The 16,871-nt window shown below is 58.4% G+C and carries 13 protein-coding genes and 2 pseudogenes; 9 read left to right on the top strand and 6 right to left on the bottom strand.

All coding sequences use genetic code 11. The features are described 5' to 3' along the window. Positions 1-104: 104 nt before the first annotated feature. The gene (locus tag L9059_RS13235; protein ID WP_247291456.1) at positions 105-1,427 is read right to left on the bottom strand and encodes an alginate export family protein; all 1,323 of its coding nucleotides are present in this window, start codon (positions 1,425-1,427) and stop codon (positions 105-107) included. A gap of 276 nt (positions 1,428-1,703) precedes the next feature. On the opposite strand from L9059_RS13235, the gene L9059_RS13230 reads away from it, so the two are divergent. The 3 genes from L9059_RS13230 to L9059_RS13220 all read left to right on the top strand — a co-directional run bounded on the left by L9059_RS13230 (position 1,704) and on the right by L9059_RS13220 (position 4,925). Next, positions 1,704-2,093 (top strand): c-type cytochrome, encoded by a 390-nt coding sequence (locus L9059_RS13230; RefSeq protein WP_247291455.1) that lies wholly within the window; start codon positions 1,704-1,706, stop codon positions 2,091-2,093. Between the two features lie 47 nt (positions 2,094-2,140). After that, positions 2,141-3,631, top strand: coding sequence for an aldehyde dehydrogenase family protein (locus L9059_RS13225; protein WP_247291454.1), 1,491 nt, complete (start codon positions 2,141-2,143; stop codon positions 3,629-3,631). Between the two features lie 136 nt (positions 3,632-3,767). Beyond that, positions 3,768-4,925, top strand: a complete 1,158-nt coding sequence (locus L9059_RS13220; RefSeq protein WP_247291453.1) for an alkaline phosphatase family protein — start codon at positions 3,768-3,770, stop codon at positions 4,923-4,925. Here L9059_RS13220 and L9059_RS13215 read toward each other — a convergent pair. Continuing rightward, entirely contained in the window at positions 4,916-5,080 is a 165-nt protein-coding gene (locus L9059_RS13215) for a hypothetical protein (RefSeq protein WP_247291452.1), read from the bottom strand. The two genes, L9059_RS13220 and L9059_RS13215, sit on opposite strands and share 10 nt — an antisense overlap. A gap of 232 nt (positions 5,081-5,312) precedes the next feature. Here L9059_RS13215 and treS point away from each other — a divergent pair, with 232 nt between their 5' ends. Then, entirely contained in the window at positions 5,313-7,379 is a 2,067-nt protein-coding gene (treS, locus tag L9059_RS13210; RefSeq protein ID WP_247291451.1) for a maltose alpha-D-glucosyltransferase, read from the top strand. Positions 7,380-7,467: 88 nt separating this feature from the next. On the opposite strand, the gene L9059_RS13205 is transcribed toward treS, so the two are convergent. Then, on the bottom strand, positions 7,468-8,256 hold the full coding sequence (locus L9059_RS13205; protein WP_247291450.1) for an AraC family transcriptional regulator: 789 nt from the start codon (positions 8,254-8,256) through the stop codon (positions 7,468-7,470). Between the two features lie 85 nt (positions 8,257-8,341). On the opposite strand from L9059_RS13205, the gene L9059_RS13200 reads away from it, so the two are divergent. After that, the gene (locus tag L9059_RS13200) at positions 8,342-9,340 is read left to right on the top strand and encodes a bile acid:sodium symporter family protein (RefSeq protein ID WP_247291449.1); all 999 of its coding nucleotides are present in this window, start codon (positions 8,342-8,344) and stop codon (positions 9,338-9,340) included. 7 nt (positions 9,341-9,347) lie between these two features. Here the strand turns inward: L9059_RS13200 and msrA are convergent, their stop codons facing one another. Continuing rightward, a complete protein-coding gene (gene msrA, locus L9059_RS13195; RefSeq protein ID WP_247291448.1) occupies positions 9,348-9,854 on the bottom strand; it encodes a peptide-methionine (S)-S-oxide reductase MsrA in 507 nt (168 codons plus the stop codon). Positions 9,855-10,404: 550 nt separating this feature from the next. Here msrA and L9059_RS13190 point away from each other — a divergent pair. Both L9059_RS13190 and L9059_RS13185 read left to right on the top strand, forming a co-directional pair. Further along, the gene (locus L9059_RS13190; protein ID WP_247291446.1) at positions 10,405-11,505 is read left to right on the top strand and encodes a polyamine ABC transporter substrate-binding protein; all 1,101 of its coding nucleotides are present in this window, start codon (positions 10,405-10,407) and stop codon (positions 11,503-11,505) included. A 216-nt stretch (positions 11,506-11,721) separates the two neighbouring features. Beyond that, a complete protein-coding gene (locus L9059_RS13185; protein ID WP_247291444.1) occupies positions 11,722-12,390 on the top strand; it encodes an RHS repeat-associated core domain-containing protein in 669 nt (222 codons plus the stop codon). A gap of 677 nt (positions 12,391-13,067) precedes the next feature. Here the strand turns inward: L9059_RS13185 and L9059_RS30930 are convergent. Next, positions 13,068-13,354 (bottom strand): annotated as a pseudogene (locus tag L9059_RS30930) (IS3 family transposase); the annotation flags it as partial. A gap of 515 nt (positions 13,355-13,869) precedes the next feature. Between L9059_RS30930 and L9059_RS13170 the strand changes: the two are divergent. Next, positions 13,870-14,430 (top strand): hypothetical protein, encoded by a 561-nt coding sequence (locus L9059_RS13170; protein WP_247291441.1) that lies wholly within the window; start codon positions 13,870-13,872, stop codon positions 14,428-14,430. A gap of 41 nt (positions 14,431-14,471) precedes the next feature. On the opposite strand, the pseudogene L9059_RS13165 reads toward L9059_RS13170, so the two are convergent. After that, positions 14,472-15,171: pseudogene (locus L9059_RS13165) on the bottom strand (transposase); the annotation flags it as partial. Positions 15,172-15,616: 445 nt separating this feature from the next. Here L9059_RS13165 and kynU point away from each other — a divergent pair. Further along, positions 15,617-16,861 (top strand): kynureninase, encoded by a 1,245-nt coding sequence (gene kynU / locus L9059_RS13160; protein WP_247291440.1) that lies wholly within the window; start codon positions 15,617-15,619, stop codon positions 16,859-16,861. The last annotated feature ends 10 nt before the right edge of the window (positions 16,862-16,871 follow it).

Below are 16,871 nucleotides of genomic sequence, written 5' to 3'. Positions count from 1 at the left end.
CCCTGTAGGAGCTGCCGCAGGCTGCGATCTTTTTATTTTCAGGGTCAACAGATCGCAGCCTCGTTGCACTCGGCAGCTCCTACAGGGTTTTGTGTTCGTTCAGGTCAGAAGCCCATCGCAAACACCACCTGGCTGTACAGATTCCTGTCATTGTTCCCCAGCTGCGTACCACCTTGCTCAGCGCTCTTGTCCGGCTGATACAGACCCACCAATGGCATCACCGTCAGGTTGTCGTTCACGTGCCATTCGGCATACAGATCGATTTCATGGCCGTCGGCATTACCAAGGTTGCGATCGATGGTGTCGTAGTTGAAATACATCGCACCGACACTCAGGTTCTCCAGGGGCGCGACCTTCAGGGTCACGTTCTGGATTCGTGAATTGCTATTGAATGGCCCTGCATAGTTGCCGGCCACTTCACCCTGGAACCAGGTGCCAAAACCACGACTGAAACCATAGAACAAAGTGTCGTAACCTTCCGAGAAACGGCTGTAGCGATAGCTGGCGTTCGGGGTCCAGGGCACGTCGGCGAAGGTCCAGCCGGCTTCCAGGTACCAGGCGTCTTCGGTGGCGGTGTGGGGTTTGTCCTGTTTGGCGTATTCGCCGGAAAGGAACAGGTTGGGTACACCGGCATGGCCTTGCGCCCGCAGGCTGTAGGTCTTCATGCCGTCGCGTTCGAGCTGCGCAGGCGAGGCGTATTGCTCGTCGACATCGGTGGAGTCGATGTAGGTCAAGCCTACCGTGCCGGCCTCGCTGACGTGTTCGAGGGTGCCAACATACATCTCGGTTTTCGCTTGCGCGCGGTTGTTTGACTTCAACCACATCAGGTCGCTGCGCCAACCTTCCTTACCACCCAGGCGTAATACGGCGGTTTCGTCGAAGGCCTTGCGCGCCGCCAGCCAGTAGGCGCCCCCGCGGTTGAATTCGCCGTCGGCCAGGCCCTTGCCGATGTTCAGGGCATCACCGTTGATCAGGAAGCCGTCGCCGACCACGATGTTCTGGCGGCCGAACGACAGGTCGACGCCATCTTCGCCCAGCACCTCGAACAACTTGCCCGAGCGCCAACCCAGGTAAGCATCTTCAAACTTGGTAGTGCGCTCGGAACCGTCACTGAAGCCGGCAGCGTCGCCGTCGCCCCAAGTGCCGGAACTGATCAGGTTTGCCGCGCCATAAGCAGTGCCGGCTCCGGCCAGGCCCTGGTCGAAGTTAAGACCATATTTGATATAGCCCTCGCGCCACGAGGACGAGCCCTGATCGAGGCGGCCGGACAGCGCATAGTTTTCCTGGCTATGGAAAATGCCGAAGACCGCTTCCAGCGTGGCGTTCACGTGGGTGTCGTCATCGGCGTAGAGCTCATGGGCGCCGGCATTGCCTGTGCTGATCAGCAGCGCGAGCGTTGAGAGGCGAAGCAAGGGGGACTTGGGCATCGTGTGGCATCCGTTCTTGTTCTTGAGCGCAGGGTTGCGGTCTTTTTCGATACTACGGCGGCGAATTTCCCCGGCCTTTTGTGTGGTTGCCAAAGAGTTGGCTGTGCTTGCCAAAATGCCTGGTTTGGCAGCCCCGCCAATACGACTGGCACGCAGGGCAAATCCTTCAGGCCAACGAGCATCGACAATCCGATCCAACCACCCGGTGCCCCGCATCGGTATTTCAGTGTTGTTGCTCGCCACCGGCGGGCACGCGGATTTCAGGGTCGTTTTCCTATGTTCAGTTCGCTGCGATTGCCGCTTTTCGGTCTGTTCTCTTACGCCTTGGCCAGCGCCGCGCTGGCCGCCGACTGTGCGTCGGATCAGGGCCACGGCGCTCAGGTGTTCGCCAATGAATGCGCGCTCTGCCACTCGGTGACCAAGGGCATGACGGGGATGATGGGGCCTAACCTCGCAGGCGTGGTCGGACGCAAATCCGGTTCGCTGGCAGGCTTCAATTATTCCCAGGCCATGCGCAATAAAGACATCGACTGGCAAGCCGAGAACATCGCGCAACTGATCGCTCAGCCCCAGGCTTTCGTACCGGGGACCTACATGCCCTACATGGGCCTCGCTTCTGCGGACGATCGCCAGGCGATCGTGTGCTACCTCAAAGAACAACAGTAATCAGCCGGTTCACGGGCTGTACAACTCGTCTAAATAAAAGGTGACTTATGAGCAACGTTGAAATCCTGCCGCAGGTGGCTGCTTTCCTTGAACGCCGGCATGGCTGCTTTATCGATGGCCAGTGGGTGTTCGCCGAAGGGCAGAGCATTGCCGTGGTCAACCCGGCCACCGGGCAGACGCTGTGCGAGACCCTCGATGCACCGCTGCACATCGTCGAGCAGGCGGTGCAGTCGTCCCATGCCGCATTCAAGTCCGGCGTGTGGTCGGGCTTGCGTCCAGCGGATCGCGAACGCATCCTCCTGAGTTTCACCCGCCTGGTGGAAGAACACGCCGAGGAGCTGGCGCAGCTGGAAACCCTGAGCCAGGGCAAGTCGATCAACATGGCCCGCGCGCTGGACCTGAATGCCACCGTGGAGTTCATGCGCTACATGTCCGGCTGGGCCACCAAGATCGAAGGCCAGACGTTCGACGTGTCGATCCCGCTGCCGCCGGGTGCCAAATTCACCGCATTCACCAAGCGTGAGCCGGTCGGTGTCGTGGTCGGGATCGTGCCGTGGAACTTCCCGCTGCTGATCGCTTCCTGGAAACTGATGCCAGCGTTGGCCACCGGCTGCACGGTGATCATCAAGCCGGCCATGGAAACCCCGCTGACCGCCATGCGCCTGGCTGAACTGGCCCTGGAAGCGGGGATTCCAGCCGGGGTATTTAACGTTGTGACCGGTGGCGGCGCTTCGGTGGGTGGCGTGCTGACGGCGCATCCGCTGGTGAGCAAGGTGTCCTTCACCGGGTCCACTGCGGTAGGCATAAGTGTTGGCGTGGCGTGCATGGCGAACATGACGCGCTTCGCCCTGGAGCTGGGCGGCAAGAACCCGATGATCGTGCTCGCCGATGCCGACATCGACAAAGCCATCCAGGGCGCGATCCTAGGCGGCCTGCTGAACAACGGCCAGGTCTGCGCCGCCGCCTCGCGTTTTTATGTGCATCGCTCGATCCACGACCGGTTCGTCGAAGGGCTCGCAGCAGCAGTGTCGGCCATGCCGATCGGCGCCGGCATGAACTGCAATGCGGCGATCAACCCGCTGGTGTCGCGCAAGCAACAGCAAGGTGTGCTCAAGCACATCGAACTGGCTCGCCAGGAAGGTGCGCGGGTGGTATGCGGTGGGGAGTTGCTCGCGGGCGAGGGCTTCTACGTGCAGCCGACGATCCTGGCCGATATCCACCATGGTATGACCGTGAGCAGGGAAGAAGTGTTCGGCCCGGTGTTGGGCGTCATGCCGTTCGACGATGAAGACGCCGTCATCGCACTGGCCAACGATAACCGCTACGGCCTGGCCGCGAGCCTGTGGACCAATGACTTGGGCAAAGCGATGAACCTGGTCCCGCGCATCGAAGCCGGCACCGTGTGGGTCAATGCCCATGTGCTGCTCGACCCGGCGATGCCGTTCGGCGGGGTCAAGCAATCCGGCATGGGCCGAGAGTTCGGGCGCGCGGTGATCGAGGCGTATACCGAGTTGAAATCGGTGTGCATTGCGCATTGATCCTGGCGGAGCTGACCGGCGAATACCTGAACCGGCCGCATCGCACTCCACCCTTGGCATAGGGTTGCAATGCACTTAGTGTTTCCTTTGCAGGTTCGGCGCCCCTCGGGCTAAAGGATTATCAAAGGAGATGCCCATGTACCCGCCAACAACTTCCGGTCTGGCCGCCCTGACAAGGTCGATTTTCACCTCGCTGGGTGTCGGCGATGACTTTGCCGGCATCGACCTGCCACGGTGCAGCCATGCTGTGCTGTGCCTTGTCGACGGACTGGGCGCCGACCTCTTGGACGCTTACGCGCATCGTGCGCCGTATCTCGCTTCCCTGAGCGGAGCAGGGCGGTCGCTTCGGGCAGGTTTTCCGTCGACTACGGCTTCGAGCCTTGCGTCACTGGCGACGGCAGCCGATAGCGGCGGGCATGGCCTGGTAGGCGCTGCCTTCAACCTTGAAGATAGGCTGTTCAACCCTTTGGCCTGGCAGCTTTACGATCCGCGCACGGGTGATCACGACCAGGCCGCGGGTGAAGATAATGTCGTTTTAAGCCGCTCGGGATGGCTGGCGGCGGTTGCGCTCGGTGTGTCGATCAATGCGTTCCTGCCGGCCGCCATCGCAGGCTCGTCCTACACCCGAACGGTGTTCAAGGGTGCCAGGGTCATTCCATTCCGTGATCGGCAAGACCTGGTTGAGCGGTTTCATTCACTGCCAACATGCCCTCAGCCGCAGATGTCGTACCTGTATTTCGGCGAGCTGGACCACGTTGGGCACTTGCATGGCCCGGGCTCCGAGGCTTGGCAGGGTGTACTTCAAGACATTGATCAACAAATCCAGCGGCTAAGCGAATGCATTGCCAGCGACACCGTGCTGATCGTGACTGCGGACCACGGCATGACCACGTTGGACGATGCCAAGGTGATGGATTTCGATCTGAATCCGGTCTTGCAGATCGGCGTGTCGAGTATTTGCGCGGACATTCGCGCCAGGCATGTCTATCTGCAGGACTGTGTGGATCGCGAGGTGCTCGCACGTTGGCGGGAGACACTCGGTGAGAATTTCAGGGTGTTTACGCGTGAAGAGGCTGTGGTGCGCGGCCTGTTCGGCGTGTATGTGGTGGAGGCGGCCTGCGCGCGGATTGGCGACCTTGTGGTGGTGGCAGGTGAGGGCGCAGGGTTGATTCGATCGCTGCGCGAGCCGTTCCAGACGTCCTGGGTCGGACACCATGGGGCGCTGACGGATGAGGAGCAGTCAGTGCCATTGCTCATCGCGCGCGGGGCTCGGCCTTCCAGGCTTCATTGCTGACGGCCCCCGCTGCTCAGGCCTGCTTTGATGCGCAGAGGGTCATTGCGGCCATGGTTGTAGCCTGCGGTGCAGTAGCGCTTGTCGAACAGATTATTGGCGTTTAGCGCCAAGCCGGTTTCAATTGCGGCGTAACTCGGATGAATCCGCGCTGGCACGGGCGCAGAGCCTCGACCATTTGATCGAGGGGCTCATCGAGCACATTCAGGCGACTGACCGACCCACCAGCCAGTCTGCAGCAACCAGCGGTGGTGGTCGCTGAGAAAGAAGCCCAGCTTGCGGTCGAGGATGCAACGAATGCCGCCCCAGGCCCTCATATGAACACGAGCGGTGCCATTGGACTGCAATGGCCGACTGCGATTTCGATTCCCGAACACAGGTGATTGTTATATGACGGCAGCGGAAAATAACCATGTGTCCTGGCTGGTTGAACAATCAATGCTGCACGCTGCCCGGCAGCGGGCCAAGCTCTACTCGGGGCAGGGTCGCCTGTGGCAACAGCCCTTCGCGCATACCCGGCCTCGGGATGCTTCGGCGCTGTCTTCGGTCTGGTTTACCGCGTACCCGGCATCCATCGTCACCCGCGAAGACGGTACCGTGCTTGAGGCGCTGGGCGATGAAACCCTGTGGCATGCGCTGTCGAAAATCGGCATCCAGGGTATCCACAACGGCCCGCTGAAAATGTCTGGTGGTTTGCGCGGCACGGAACTGACACCGACCATTGACGGTAACTTCGACCGCATCAGTTTCGAGATCGACCCGCAGCTGGGCACCGAGGCACAGTTGCAGGCGCTGACCCGCATGGCCGCCGCGCATAACGCGGTGATCATCGACGACGTGATTCCTTCGCACACCGGCAAGGGCGCGGATTTTCGCCTGGCTGAGATGGCTTACGAGGATTACCCGGGTCTCTACCACATGGTCGAGATTCGTGAAGAAGACTGGCCCCTGTTGCCAGAGATCGAAGAAGGTCGCGACGCGCACAACCTCAGCCCGCTGCAGGTCGATGTCCTGAGGGACAAGCATTACATCGTCGGCCAGTTGCAGCGGGTGATCTTCTTCGAGCCTGGGGTCAAGGAGACCGACTGGAGCGCCACGCCGGTGGTTATCGGCGTCGACGGCAAGCCGCGGCGCTGGGTGTACCTGCACTACTTCAAGGAGGGCCAGCCGTCGTTGAACTGGCTGGACCCGACCTTTGCGGCGCAGCAGATGATCATAGGCGACGCCTTGCACGCCATCGATGTGATGGGCGCGAAGATCCTGCGCCTGGACGCCAATGGCTTTCTCGGCGTGGAGCGTAAGCTCGATGGCACCGCCTGGTCGGAGAGTCACCCGTTGTCGATCACCGGTAATCAGCTATTGGCCGGGGCGATCCGCAAGGCCGGCGGGTTCAGTTTCCAGGAGTTGAACCTGACCGTGGATGACATCGCCGCCATGTCCCATGGCGGTGCGGACCTGTCCTATGACTTCATCACCCGCCCGGCTTATCAGCATGCCTTGTTGATGGGGGATACCGAGTTCCTGCGCTTGATGCTGCGGCAGATGCACACCCTGGGCATCGACCCTGGTTCGCTGATCCATGCGTTGCAAAACCACGATGAACTGACCCTGGAACTGGTGCATTTCTGGACGCTGCATGCCCATGACACCTACCTGTATCAGGGCCAGACCTTCCCCGGCAATATCCTGCGCGAGCACATCCGCGAGCAGATGTACGAACGCCTTGCCGGGGAGCACGCGCCCTATAACTTGAAGTTCGTCACCAATGGCGTGTCGTGCACCACGGCGAGCATTATCACTGCAGCATTGGGTATTCGCGATCTTGATGCGATCACCCCGGCAGATATCGCGCAAATCCGACAAGTGCACCTGCTGCTGGTGATGTACAACGCGATGCAGCCCGGGGTCTTTGCCTTGTCCGGCTGGGATCTGGTGGGCGCTTTGCCGTTGCCGGCCGAGCAGGTCGAGCACCTGATGCTCGATGGCGATACCCGCTGGATTCATCGGGGTGCTTATGATCTGGTCGATCTGAACCCCGATGCGCCATTGTCGGCGGGGCAGATGCCGCGGCCGAAGACCCTATATGGCAGCTTGCCGACCCAATTGAAGGACCCTGATTCCTTCGCTTCTCAGCTGCAGAAAATCCTCGCCGCGCGTCGTGCCTATGACATCGCCGCCAGCCGCCAGATACTGGTGCCGGATGTACAGCATCCGGGCCTGTTGGTCATGGTGCATGAGTTGCCTGCCGGCAAAGGCACACAAATCACCGCACTGAACTTCGGCTCGACGCCGATTACCGAAACCCTGCACCTGCCCAACATCGCGCAGGGCCCGGTGGTCGACATCATTAATGAACGAGTAGAAGGCGACCTGACGGCCGAGGGTGATTTCACCATCACTCTGGATGCCTATGAGGGCCTGGCGCTGCGGATCGTGAGCACTTCGCCGATGATTTGATGACACCTGCAGGCTCGGCTCCTACTGATGTCGAGATGCATTCGGGGATTTTTGGTGAATTTGTAATCATCATTGGCTCACCAGAGACCTACCGAAAAAACTCCCCCGGCGTCTCGTCAAATTGCTGCCGAAACGCCGCAATGAATGCCGAGGTCGAATCATAGCCGCAAGCCAGCGCCACATCCGTCACTCGCTCACCCTGTTCCAGCGGGGTAAGCGCTTTCAGCAGGCGCAAGCGCTGGCGCCAGGCGCGGAAGGTCAGGCCGGTGTCGCGCAGGAAGAGGCGGCTGAGGGTCTTTTCCGTCACTCCGAACTTCTGGCTCCAGTGTGCCAGGGTCGTTTGTTGTTCCGGATGGGATTGCAGGCTCTGGTAGATCTGCTGCAAGCGAAGATCCTGAGGCAGCGGCAGCATCAGATCGATCGGCGGCGCCACGGCGAGCTGGTCCAGCAATACTTGGGTCAGGCGCCCGTGGGCGCCGTCCTGCTCATACTCCACAGGGATTTTACTGAACGCCCGGATTAGCTCGCGCAACAAGTCACTGACCCCCAGCACATGGCAGCGCGGCGGTGCCCACTGCGTCACGCTGCAATCAAGGTACAGGCTGCGCATTTCCGTGCGCGGCGAACTGAACACCCGATGCTGCATGCCCGCCGGTATCCATACCGCCCGCTCGGGTGGCGCTACGAAGCGCCCCATGCTGGTCTGCACCTCTAGCACGCCCTGAATCGCATACGACAACTGCACCCACGGGTGGCTGTGGCGACGGGTCAGGGCGCGGTTGGGCAGTGATTCGGTACGACCGTAAACCGGTCTTGGTAGGCTGGGAAGCCCGGGCACACTGCGCCTTACGCTTTTATCATGTCCTTTAGGAGGCATCAGTTGGCTCATCGGCGTTAGTCGGTAATTAACAGGCACGTTAGAGTCGGTTCCACGTTCTTGGCAACCCCCGGATGATGATCTGATGACTCGCCCTCGCTTCCTACCCGACAATTTCACCCTGACCCTGATTGGCGTGGTCGTCATCGCCAGCGTGCTACCTGCCAGCGGTCAGGTAGCAGTGGGCTTTGGCTGGCTGACCAATATCGCCATTGCGCTGCTGTTCTTTTTGCACGGTGCCAAGCTTTCCCGCGAGTCGATCATCGCCGGCGCCGGCCACTGGCGCCTGCACCTGCTGGTATTCGGCCTGACCTTTGTGCTGTTCCCGCTACTGGGGCTGGCGCTAAAACCGCTGTTGTCGCCATTGATTGGTGACGACCTGTACATGGGCATGCTCTATCTCTGCGCGTTGCCCGCGACAGTGCAATCGGCGATCGCCTTCACTTCCCTGGCACGGGGCAATATCCCTGCAGCCATTTGCAGCGCGGCGGCGTCCAGCCTGTTCGGGATCTTCCTGACGCCATTGCTGGTGACCTTGCTCCTTGACGTGCACGGCGACGGCGGATCGACCCTCGATGCGATCATGAAAATCAGCGTGCAATTGTTGCTGCCATTCATTGCCGGGCAGATCGCCCGACGCTGGATAGGGGCGTGGGTAGCCCGTAACAAGAGCTGGCTTAAATTCGTCGACCAGGGCTCGATTTTGCTGGTGGTTTACGGTGCTTTCAGTGAGGCGGTGAACGAGGGCATCTGGCAGCAGATTCCGTTGTGGGAGCTGGCGGGTCTGGTGCTGGTGTGCTGCATCTTCCTGGCGCTGGTGCTGGTGGCAGCGACGGTTCTGGGCAAGGCTTTCGGTTTCAGCCTGGAAGATCGCATCACCATCCTGTTCTGTGGCTCGAAGAAGAGCCTGGCCACCGGGGTGCCGATGGCGCAAGTGCTATTCGCCGGCAGCACCATCGGTGTGTTGATTCTGCCGCTGATGCTGTTCCATCAAATTCAGCTGATGGTCTGTGCAGTGCTGGCGCAGCGTTATGCCAAGCGCCAGGAGACCGTTGCTGAATTGATGGGCCAGGTGGATCCCTGATTGCCAGTCAGCCGCGCTGGGGCAGTTTCCAATCAGGCCGGATAAAGTGGCAGGTGTAGCCGTTGGGATAGCGTTCGAGGTAGTCCTGGTGTTCCGGTTCTGCTTCCCAGAAGGGACCTGCGGCCTCGATTTCAGTGACTACCTTGCCGGCCCAGTTGCCGGACGCATCAGCATCTTTTACCGTGTCCTCGGCAATCTTTTTCTGTTCATCAGTCAGATAGAAGAGGGCAGAGCGATAGCTGGTCCCCACATCATTGCCCTGGCGGTTTTTTGTCGTTGGGTCGTGGATCTGGAAGAAAAACTCGAGGATCCGGCGATAGCTGAGTTGATCCGGATCAAACTCGATTTCAATCGCCTCGGCGTGGGTGCCGTGATTGCGATAAGTTGCATTGGGCACATCGCCGCCGGAGTAACCTACCCGCGTCGATACCACGCCAGGGATGCGCCTGATCAAGTCCTGCATTCCCCAAAAGCATCCACCGGCAAGGATGGCTTTTTCAGTGCGAGTCGTCATTTGGTTTTAGGTTCCCAAGGTTCTACCACCAGAGCGAATCAGTCTAAACCGGCGGTTTTAATATTGAAGGTTTTTGCTATCCTGAAAGTGTAGGTGAAGACGCAGACTGATGCGCAAGCGGATAGCGAGGAAACGCGGGGCAGCGTTCCGAAGGGTACACGGTTAGAAAGATCTCCGCGCTGAGATCCAGCCCTGATGCCGTGTGAAGCACTAGCGTATGTTTAATGAGCTTGTGTGGGAGTCCTGATAAACCTTGTAAGCCGGAGACCAGCACTGGCCGCCTACTCGAAATTCAAAGCCCGCCTAGAGCGGGCTTTTTCGTGTTCAGTACCAAACCCTTCACCGTCCATTTGCGGACAGGTATTTTGGCCGTTTCGATCCCCTTTTGGCCAACCCCCCACTGTGAACCGACCCGAGTGTCAGCAAGAATCGGTAGAAGTCGCCACGACGACCAGATACCTGTTGCTTCTTGCCTTCGGCTATTTTTCAAGCCTGCTGCCGTGTACAGAACATAAAAACCATCGTACTGACGTCACACTTGGGGAAATCAATGCAAACGATGAAACGCATTCTGGGCGCCGGCCTGTGCGGGCTTACGCTGCTGGGCAGCGCAGTGCAGGCCGAACAGCGTGAATTGAGAGTCTATAACTGGGCCGACTACATCTTGCCATCGGTGCCCAAGGACTTCGCCAAGGACACGGGCATCAAGGTGACTTGGGACACCTTCGACACCAACGAATCGCTGGAAGCCAAGCTGCTGACCGGCAACTCCGGCTACGACCTGGTCGTGCCGTCCAACCAGTTCATCGAAACCCAGATCAAGGCGGGCGTGTTCCAGAAACTCGACAAATCCAAGCTGCCGAACTGGAGCCACCAGGACCCGGAGCTGCTCAAGCTGCTGAACAAGAACGACCCCGGTAACCAATACGGTGTGCCCTACATGGTCGGTACCGTGCTGATTGGCTTCAACCCGGCCAAGGTCAAGGCGGCGCTTGGCGAGAACGCCCCGGTGGACAGCTGGGACCTGGTGTTCAAGCCCCAGAACATGGAAAAGCTCAAGGCCTGTGGCGTGGCCATGCTCGACTCGCCTTCGGAAATCCTGCCGCTGGCCCTGCATTACCTGGGCCTGGACCCCAACAGCCAGAACCCGGATGACTACGAAAAAGCCAAGGCGTTGATGATGAAAATCCGCCCGTATGTCACCTACTTCAATTCCGCCAAATACATGACCGACATTGCCAACGGTGACATTTGCGTCGCCATCGGATACTCCGGCAGCTTCTATCAGTTCGGCAACCGCGCCAAGGAAGCGGGCAATGGTGTCGTCGTCGATTACCGTCTGCCGAAGGAAGGTGCGCCGATCTGGTTCGACACCTTTGCCATTCCAAAAAGTGCGAAGAACGTTGAGGAGGCCCACCAGTTCCTCAATACCCTGCTGGACCCGAAAGTCATCGCTCCCATCAGCGACTTCCTCGGTTACCCCAACGCTAACAAGGACTCGATCGCGCTCATCAACAAGGACATCACCGGCAACCCGAACCTGACGCCGACCAGCGAAGCCTTGAAAACCCTGTATGTCGTGCAACCGCTGCCGCAGAAGTTGGAGCGGGTGCGTACTCGGGTGTGGACCAGTATCAAGTCCGATAAGTGACCCCTCGGCGCACACCGTTGACAGAAGTTTTGATTATCCGAGGGTTGAGGTTACGGCTAGGTTCAACGGGTGTGATCGAAGGCTAAGGGGCGTTTCTACTGCAGAAACCGCCTGCCCACGGAAATCCAAGATGATGTGACACGTAGTGTTTTCCAGCACGATGACCATGTGTTGGCGCAATAGGAACAGCGGGGCGACCACGTCGCTGCGGCCCTGGTGGCCACCGACGACCAACGCTCAGTGTTGCACCTGTCGGGTTCTTCCCCCCTTGGCTTATACGGCCATCACTCCATTCAAGGCGGCCCGGTCGGTTTGCTCGGCTTCAAAGGAGAACGGTCGGACCCGGTCACCGGGCATTACCATCTGGGCAAGGGGTATCGGCAGTTCAATCCGGTGCTGATGCGGTTCAACACCCCGGATAGCGGGAGCCCGTTAGGCAAGGGTGGGATAAACGACTACGTGTTCTGTGGCGCAGATCCGATCAATCGGAGTGATCCCAGTGGTCATTACTGGAGGGCGCTAAAAGCAACCGGCTTCTCGGTTACGATGACCGCAAGCACGCTGACGTTGATTGCCGGCTTGGCTTTAATGGTGGTGGATAACGACGAGACTAATGGCATTGGATACGGTTTAGTGGGTGCGGGAATATTGCCTCTTGGTGGCGGTATCGCAATAGATCGCCTGAAGTTGAAATCTGTTGGACGTGGTCGCGCCCGCAGCGCCATTACATCCAACCGTCCGATTACACCCAGCATATGGCAACGAGATACACCCTTTACTCCACCTTCATACTTGAAGTTCCGGAATCGTCGGCGCCCCAGTACCGATACAACTGTCAGCGCTTTTGATATTCGCAGCGGAGATCAGTCGACCTCATATGCCTAAGTAGACATTGTCTTTTGTGGCTCCACTAAATGTATTCGTGGTGATTGTGGTGTAGGGCATTTCATCCCTCGTCTAATCGACCAATGTCGCGGGTACTCGCGGGGTATGGTTTTCGAACCTCTTGCTGGCGATTATTTCCAATCTAGGCCGCAACAGTCGGTGCAGGCAAAACTCGCTATGGTGTACCAGTGATCTACATGCTTGACCCCGCGGGCCGCGCAGTTATTGCGAGGTCGCATTGTGAAGTTGAAGGCCCATGCTTTCTCGCAACTATTACGTCAGTCCACACTGGAAAGCGCGACCGTGCAGCAATGATCAATTGCGCTTATGAGCTTCAGTATTACTTGCATTGTTCTGAGGACGTGGTCATTGAAGAATTGCAGATGCTATGCCCGCCTACGGTGAACGGTGGGGATGCATGGAGCCTGGAGGACCTCGTGCAGATCGTTTTTTTTGAAGGCGTCGAAACGAATGATACCGCAGTGGTTTATCGGACCTCGCAGAGTGTCTATAAGCTCGGAGAGCTGGATCTTCGCATGAAAAAAAACCGTCGTATTTGGTATTCAAAGCGGCTTCTCCGTTCGCAAATCCCCCGAATCTCCAACCGTGCTTCGGAGCTCTGTGGGCAGCACCTGTATGCGCCTTTGTACGCGAAGCCGGCGCGGGAACTGTAGTGGTCAACTAATTCTGGACAGGACGTTTAGTTTTTATTGGACCGAGCTGGCACCATTCCATTGTTGAATGTGGCCGAATTCAATTGTACCGGTGCACCAAAAATGAATGATGTCACGCTTGGCCTCTTGGGCTGTTCGGTAGCCCGTGTGTGGTATCCGTTCGGTTTTCAATTCCGGAATACACGCTCCATCAGCGCATCGTCCCAGCAATTTCCTCGGCGACTCATGCTCTGGCGCATGTGATAACGCCCGAACCGCGGGCGTAATAAACGGCACCCATGAATCGGTCCAGTTGGTCACCGTCTTCACGTTGCGACTGCCCGCAGTACTTCGACTTTGTGTGAACAGTTCATGACCGGACTGCGCAGCCGAAGCCGCTCAACATCAGGAGTCAGGCGTCTGATACGCTTGGCGTAGAAACACGAGCGGGTGACCCTCATCGGGATTGCAGGGATCTGCCTTCAGCATCGTCTGTAGATCTGCTTCGGGGCGACGGTCCCTTGGGCCATCCAATTGAAGTATTGCGCGACCTTGGCGAATGAGAGTGCTTGAAATCGTTAATGGAAGAGATCCGGTCCCGTGCGATACACATCTTGCACAGGGAGGGCAGAAAGCTAAGACGCGCCTTGGCTGGGATTGTTAAACGCTCGAGGCTGGAGACGTCACGCTATGGTCGAAGCCACTCTTTGTCAGCCGATGCACCGCGCCCGATGGTGTCCACAAGAGGTCAGTCATGAAAGGACGGCGGAAAGTCAAAACGTGCAAGCGGTTTTTGAAAGCCCGACTCGTGCGGGAGGCGCTTCATATGATTGCATACAGACCAAAGAAAGCAGGCCACGGATTTCTTGATGCTGCATTCCATTTCGGAGCAGAGTACGAGTTAGTAGGTCGACTTGCGAGCGGTTTGAGCTCTCCTAAAACAGTACAGAGCCATGAGCCAGCTGGATGTTCGCCTTCGGAAGGGGCGCTTACAGGAACAGAAGAGAAGCGTCGGACTAGCGAAGAGAGAGAACGGGAAATGTTTGCCCTCGCCAAAGCTCACATTCTGACGTGTGGCGACTTCCTGCCGGTTCAAGATTTGGCTAACCATCTGGGTATCCACCTTCAGGTCCTGAGTCCCGCTCTTAAAGAGTGGGAAGCTGACCGTCGGATCTTCTCAATCAATCATGATGGCTGCATTTTTTTCCAGTTTACGCCTTCACAGCGCAAGGCGGAGCCAGTCCAATTCCCGGCCTTAAGGATGTGTTGTCTATTTTCTGTCCCCCGAAAGGCGATTGAGGCGTTTCGTTCTGGTTTGTCTCTCCAAACGGATGGCTTGGAGGAAAGCGTCCACAGGACCTCCTTGCAGCCGAGCCAAGCAGCGTGATTTCAGCTGCGCTCGATGAAGCACGCGCTGTTGCGCATGGCTAGTTCCATGATCACGCCGTGCCCGGTGTCGATCAGATAATTCGTCGAATAAGCGTAGAACGCTGGGCCACCTGGAGCTGCGGTCCAGTGGGCTTGAGGATCCGTCAGCGATAGGCGCTTCGATAGCGTTTCGGCCAGAGTCTCTTCATCGAGTGCCTCAAGACTCTCACGCACGGCGTGAGTGCTCAGGGCCGGATCGCTCCAGTTGACCTGTTCATCTCCCGGTACGCCGCGCTGCCGACTCGCATCCGCTTTGATGATGCTGGCGTCCACGGCAAAGCCTTCGCCCTTATCCAAACCGGCGTCCATGAAGCGACGCAGTACTTCATTGAACAATCAGCGAAACAGATCACTGCCCCGAAAACGGCCGTGGCTATTTTTGGAAAAGGTCGAGTGATTAGGAATTTCGTCTTCAAGGCTCAACCGGCAGAACCAGCGATACGCCATGTTCAAACGGGTCTCTTCGCACAGCTGCCGCTCGGAGCGAATGCCGTAGCAATAGCCCACGATCAACATGCGAATCATCAGTTCAGGAGCAATCGAAGGACGCCCAATCGGGCTATAGAAATCGGCAAGGTAGTGGCGCAGGTCGCTCAGATCGAGACACCGATCAATGCTACGCAGAAGGCGATTGGCGGGGATGATCTTCAAGGTTGAACGAGTAAAACAGCTCCTGCCCACTCGATAACTGTCCCATCACGCTGTGTGCCCCCCCGCCGGCCAATGCAGAGATGGGAACTACCTTTTGAACAGAATCAGCCGATTGCAGCCCTTCAAGACGGGCAGCGATAGACACTTCGCCAGCGTTTTTGCCACTTCCGCGTCATCAAGTGCCTGAAGGTCCTCACCAATGGTGCCAGTGCTAAGGGACCTATTCCTCATCCGGTACGTCGTGCCGGCTCGCATCTGCTTTCAGATACTGGTCCTCAACTATTGCGGTTAATGTTCGCCAGCTATAACGGCCCAGAATACCTAGCGCATGCTTTTCTATTTTCGGGTAATGGCATGTGCGGTTAGCATCATGGCACTTCGCAGCGGCCTACACGCCAGTTTGCAGTGCAAGGAAGATCGACGCCCGTCTTGGGCCCGATCAGTAGGCGACCCGCTAGCCTCACTAGAAGAAGAAAAACTCAAAAGGAGCGTTTATGTCCATGTCCACCCCCGCCACCCGAGCGGACTTTGAACACCTTGATCAGCTTGATGAGTTGCGTGACTCCCGTGAGCGTTTCGACTTGCCCGAGGGCGAAATCTACCTTGATGGCAACTCTTTGGGCGCAATGCCGGCGCACATTCCCGCGCGGATCGAGAAAGTTCTCAAACAGGAATGGGCTCAAGGCCTGATTCGCTCCTGGAACGATGCCGACTGGTACCCAGCGCCGCAGCGTACCGGAGCGAAAATTGCCGAATTGATTGGCGCACACGGGCACGAAGTGATTGTTGCCGACTCGACCTCGATCAATCTGTTTAAAGTGCTGGTCGCCGCCATCCGCCTGCGTCCTGGTCGCAGCGTTATTCTTGCCGAGCGCGGTAACTTTCCGACTGACGTTTACATCGCCGATGGCGTGGCGGAACTGATGGGCAGCCAATTGCGCTGCGTTGAGCCGGACGACATACTCGATGCCTTGGATGAAGACGTGGCGATTGTGTCGCTCACCCATGTCAACTTCAAATCTGGCAAGCGCTACGACATGGCACGCATCACCGAACGGGCTCAAGCAGTTGGCGCCCTGGTGGTCTGGGATCTGTGCCATTCGGCCGGTGCCATGCCCATTGCGTTGAATGAGGTCAATGCCGACTTCGCCGTGGGTTGCGGCTACAAATACCTCAACGGTGGCCCTGGTGCGCCGGCGTTTGTATTCGTCGCCGAGCGGCACATCCCGCATATTCGTCAACCGCTCACGGGCTGGCATGGGCATGCCAAGCCGTTCGATTTTGACCATCACTTCCGTCCTCATCCCACCATCGATCGCATGCTCACGGGTACTGCACCGCAGCTGGGCGTGTTGGCGCTGGAAGCGGCACTGGAGATATTCGATGGCGTCGACCTCAAGCTGCTCCGGCAAAAAAGCGTAGCCCTGGGCGACCTGTTCATTTCGCTGTGCGATCAGCAGTTGGCCGGCCTGGGCATCGAGTTGCGCTCCCCGCGTGACGGCGAACAGCGCGGCAGTCAGGTGTCGCTCGCCCATGAACAGGCTTACGCGGTGATGCAGGCAATGATCGCGCGCGGCATCGTGGGCGATTTCCGTGCGCCCGACATCCTGCGGTTTGGTTTTGCCCCGCTGTACATCCGCTATGTGGATATTTGGGACAGCGTGGGTGCCTTGCGTGAAATCCTCGAACAAAAAGAATGGGACCGCCCGGAATTCCTGGCTCGCAAGTCAGTGACCTGAGCCCCTCCCA

Origin of the sequence: Pseudomonas violetae (genome assembly GCF_023072615.1) — a bacterium.
GTDB lineage: Bacteria > Pseudomonadota > Gammaproteobacteria > Pseudomonadales > Pseudomonadaceae > Aquipseudomonas > Aquipseudomonas violetae.
This window is presented reverse-complemented; position numbering and strand designations above follow the sequence as displayed.

What these genes read in the sequence shown, in the direction of transcription:
- L9059_RS13235 (WP_247291456.1), bottom strand. Translation starts at nt 1,427, where the DNA reads ATGCCCAAGTCCCCCTTGCTTCGCCTCTCAACGCTCGCGCTGCTGATC.
- L9059_RS13230 (WP_247291455.1), top strand. Translation starts at nt 1,704, where the DNA reads ATGTTCAGTTCGCTGCGATTGCCGCTTTTCGGTCTGTTCTCTTACGCC.
- L9059_RS13225 (WP_247291454.1), top strand. Translation starts at nt 2,141, where the DNA reads ATGAGCAACGTTGAAATCCTGCCGCAGGTGGCTGCTTTCCTTGAACGC.
- L9059_RS13220 (WP_247291453.1), top strand. Translation starts at nt 3,768, where the DNA reads ATGTACCCGCCAACAACTTCCGGTCTGGCCGCCCTGACAAGGTCGATT.
- treS (WP_247291451.1), top strand. Translation starts at nt 5,313, where the DNA reads ATGACGGCAGCGGAAAATAACCATGTGTCCTGGCTGGTTGAACAATCA.
- L9059_RS13205 (WP_247291450.1), bottom strand. Translation starts at nt 8,256, where the DNA reads ATGCCTCCTAAAGGACATGATAAAAGCGTAAGGCGCAGTGTGCCCGGG.
- L9059_RS13200 (WP_247291449.1), top strand. Translation starts at nt 8,342, where the DNA reads ATGACTCGCCCTCGCTTCCTACCCGACAATTTCACCCTGACCCTGATT.
- msrA (WP_247291448.1), bottom strand. Translation starts at nt 9,854, where the DNA reads ATGACGACTCGCACTGAAAAAGCCATCCTTGCCGGTGGATGCTTTTGG.
- L9059_RS13190 (WP_247291446.1), top strand. Translation starts at nt 10,405, where the DNA reads ATGCAAACGATGAAACGCATTCTGGGCGCCGGCCTGTGCGGGCTTACG.
- L9059_RS13170 (WP_247291441.1), top strand. Translation starts at nt 13,870, where the DNA reads ATGATTGCATACAGACCAAAGAAAGCAGGCCACGGATTTCTTGATGCT.
- kynU (WP_247291440.1), top strand. Translation starts at nt 15,617, where the DNA reads ATGTCCATGTCCACCCCCGCCACCCGAGCGGACTTTGAACACCTTGAT.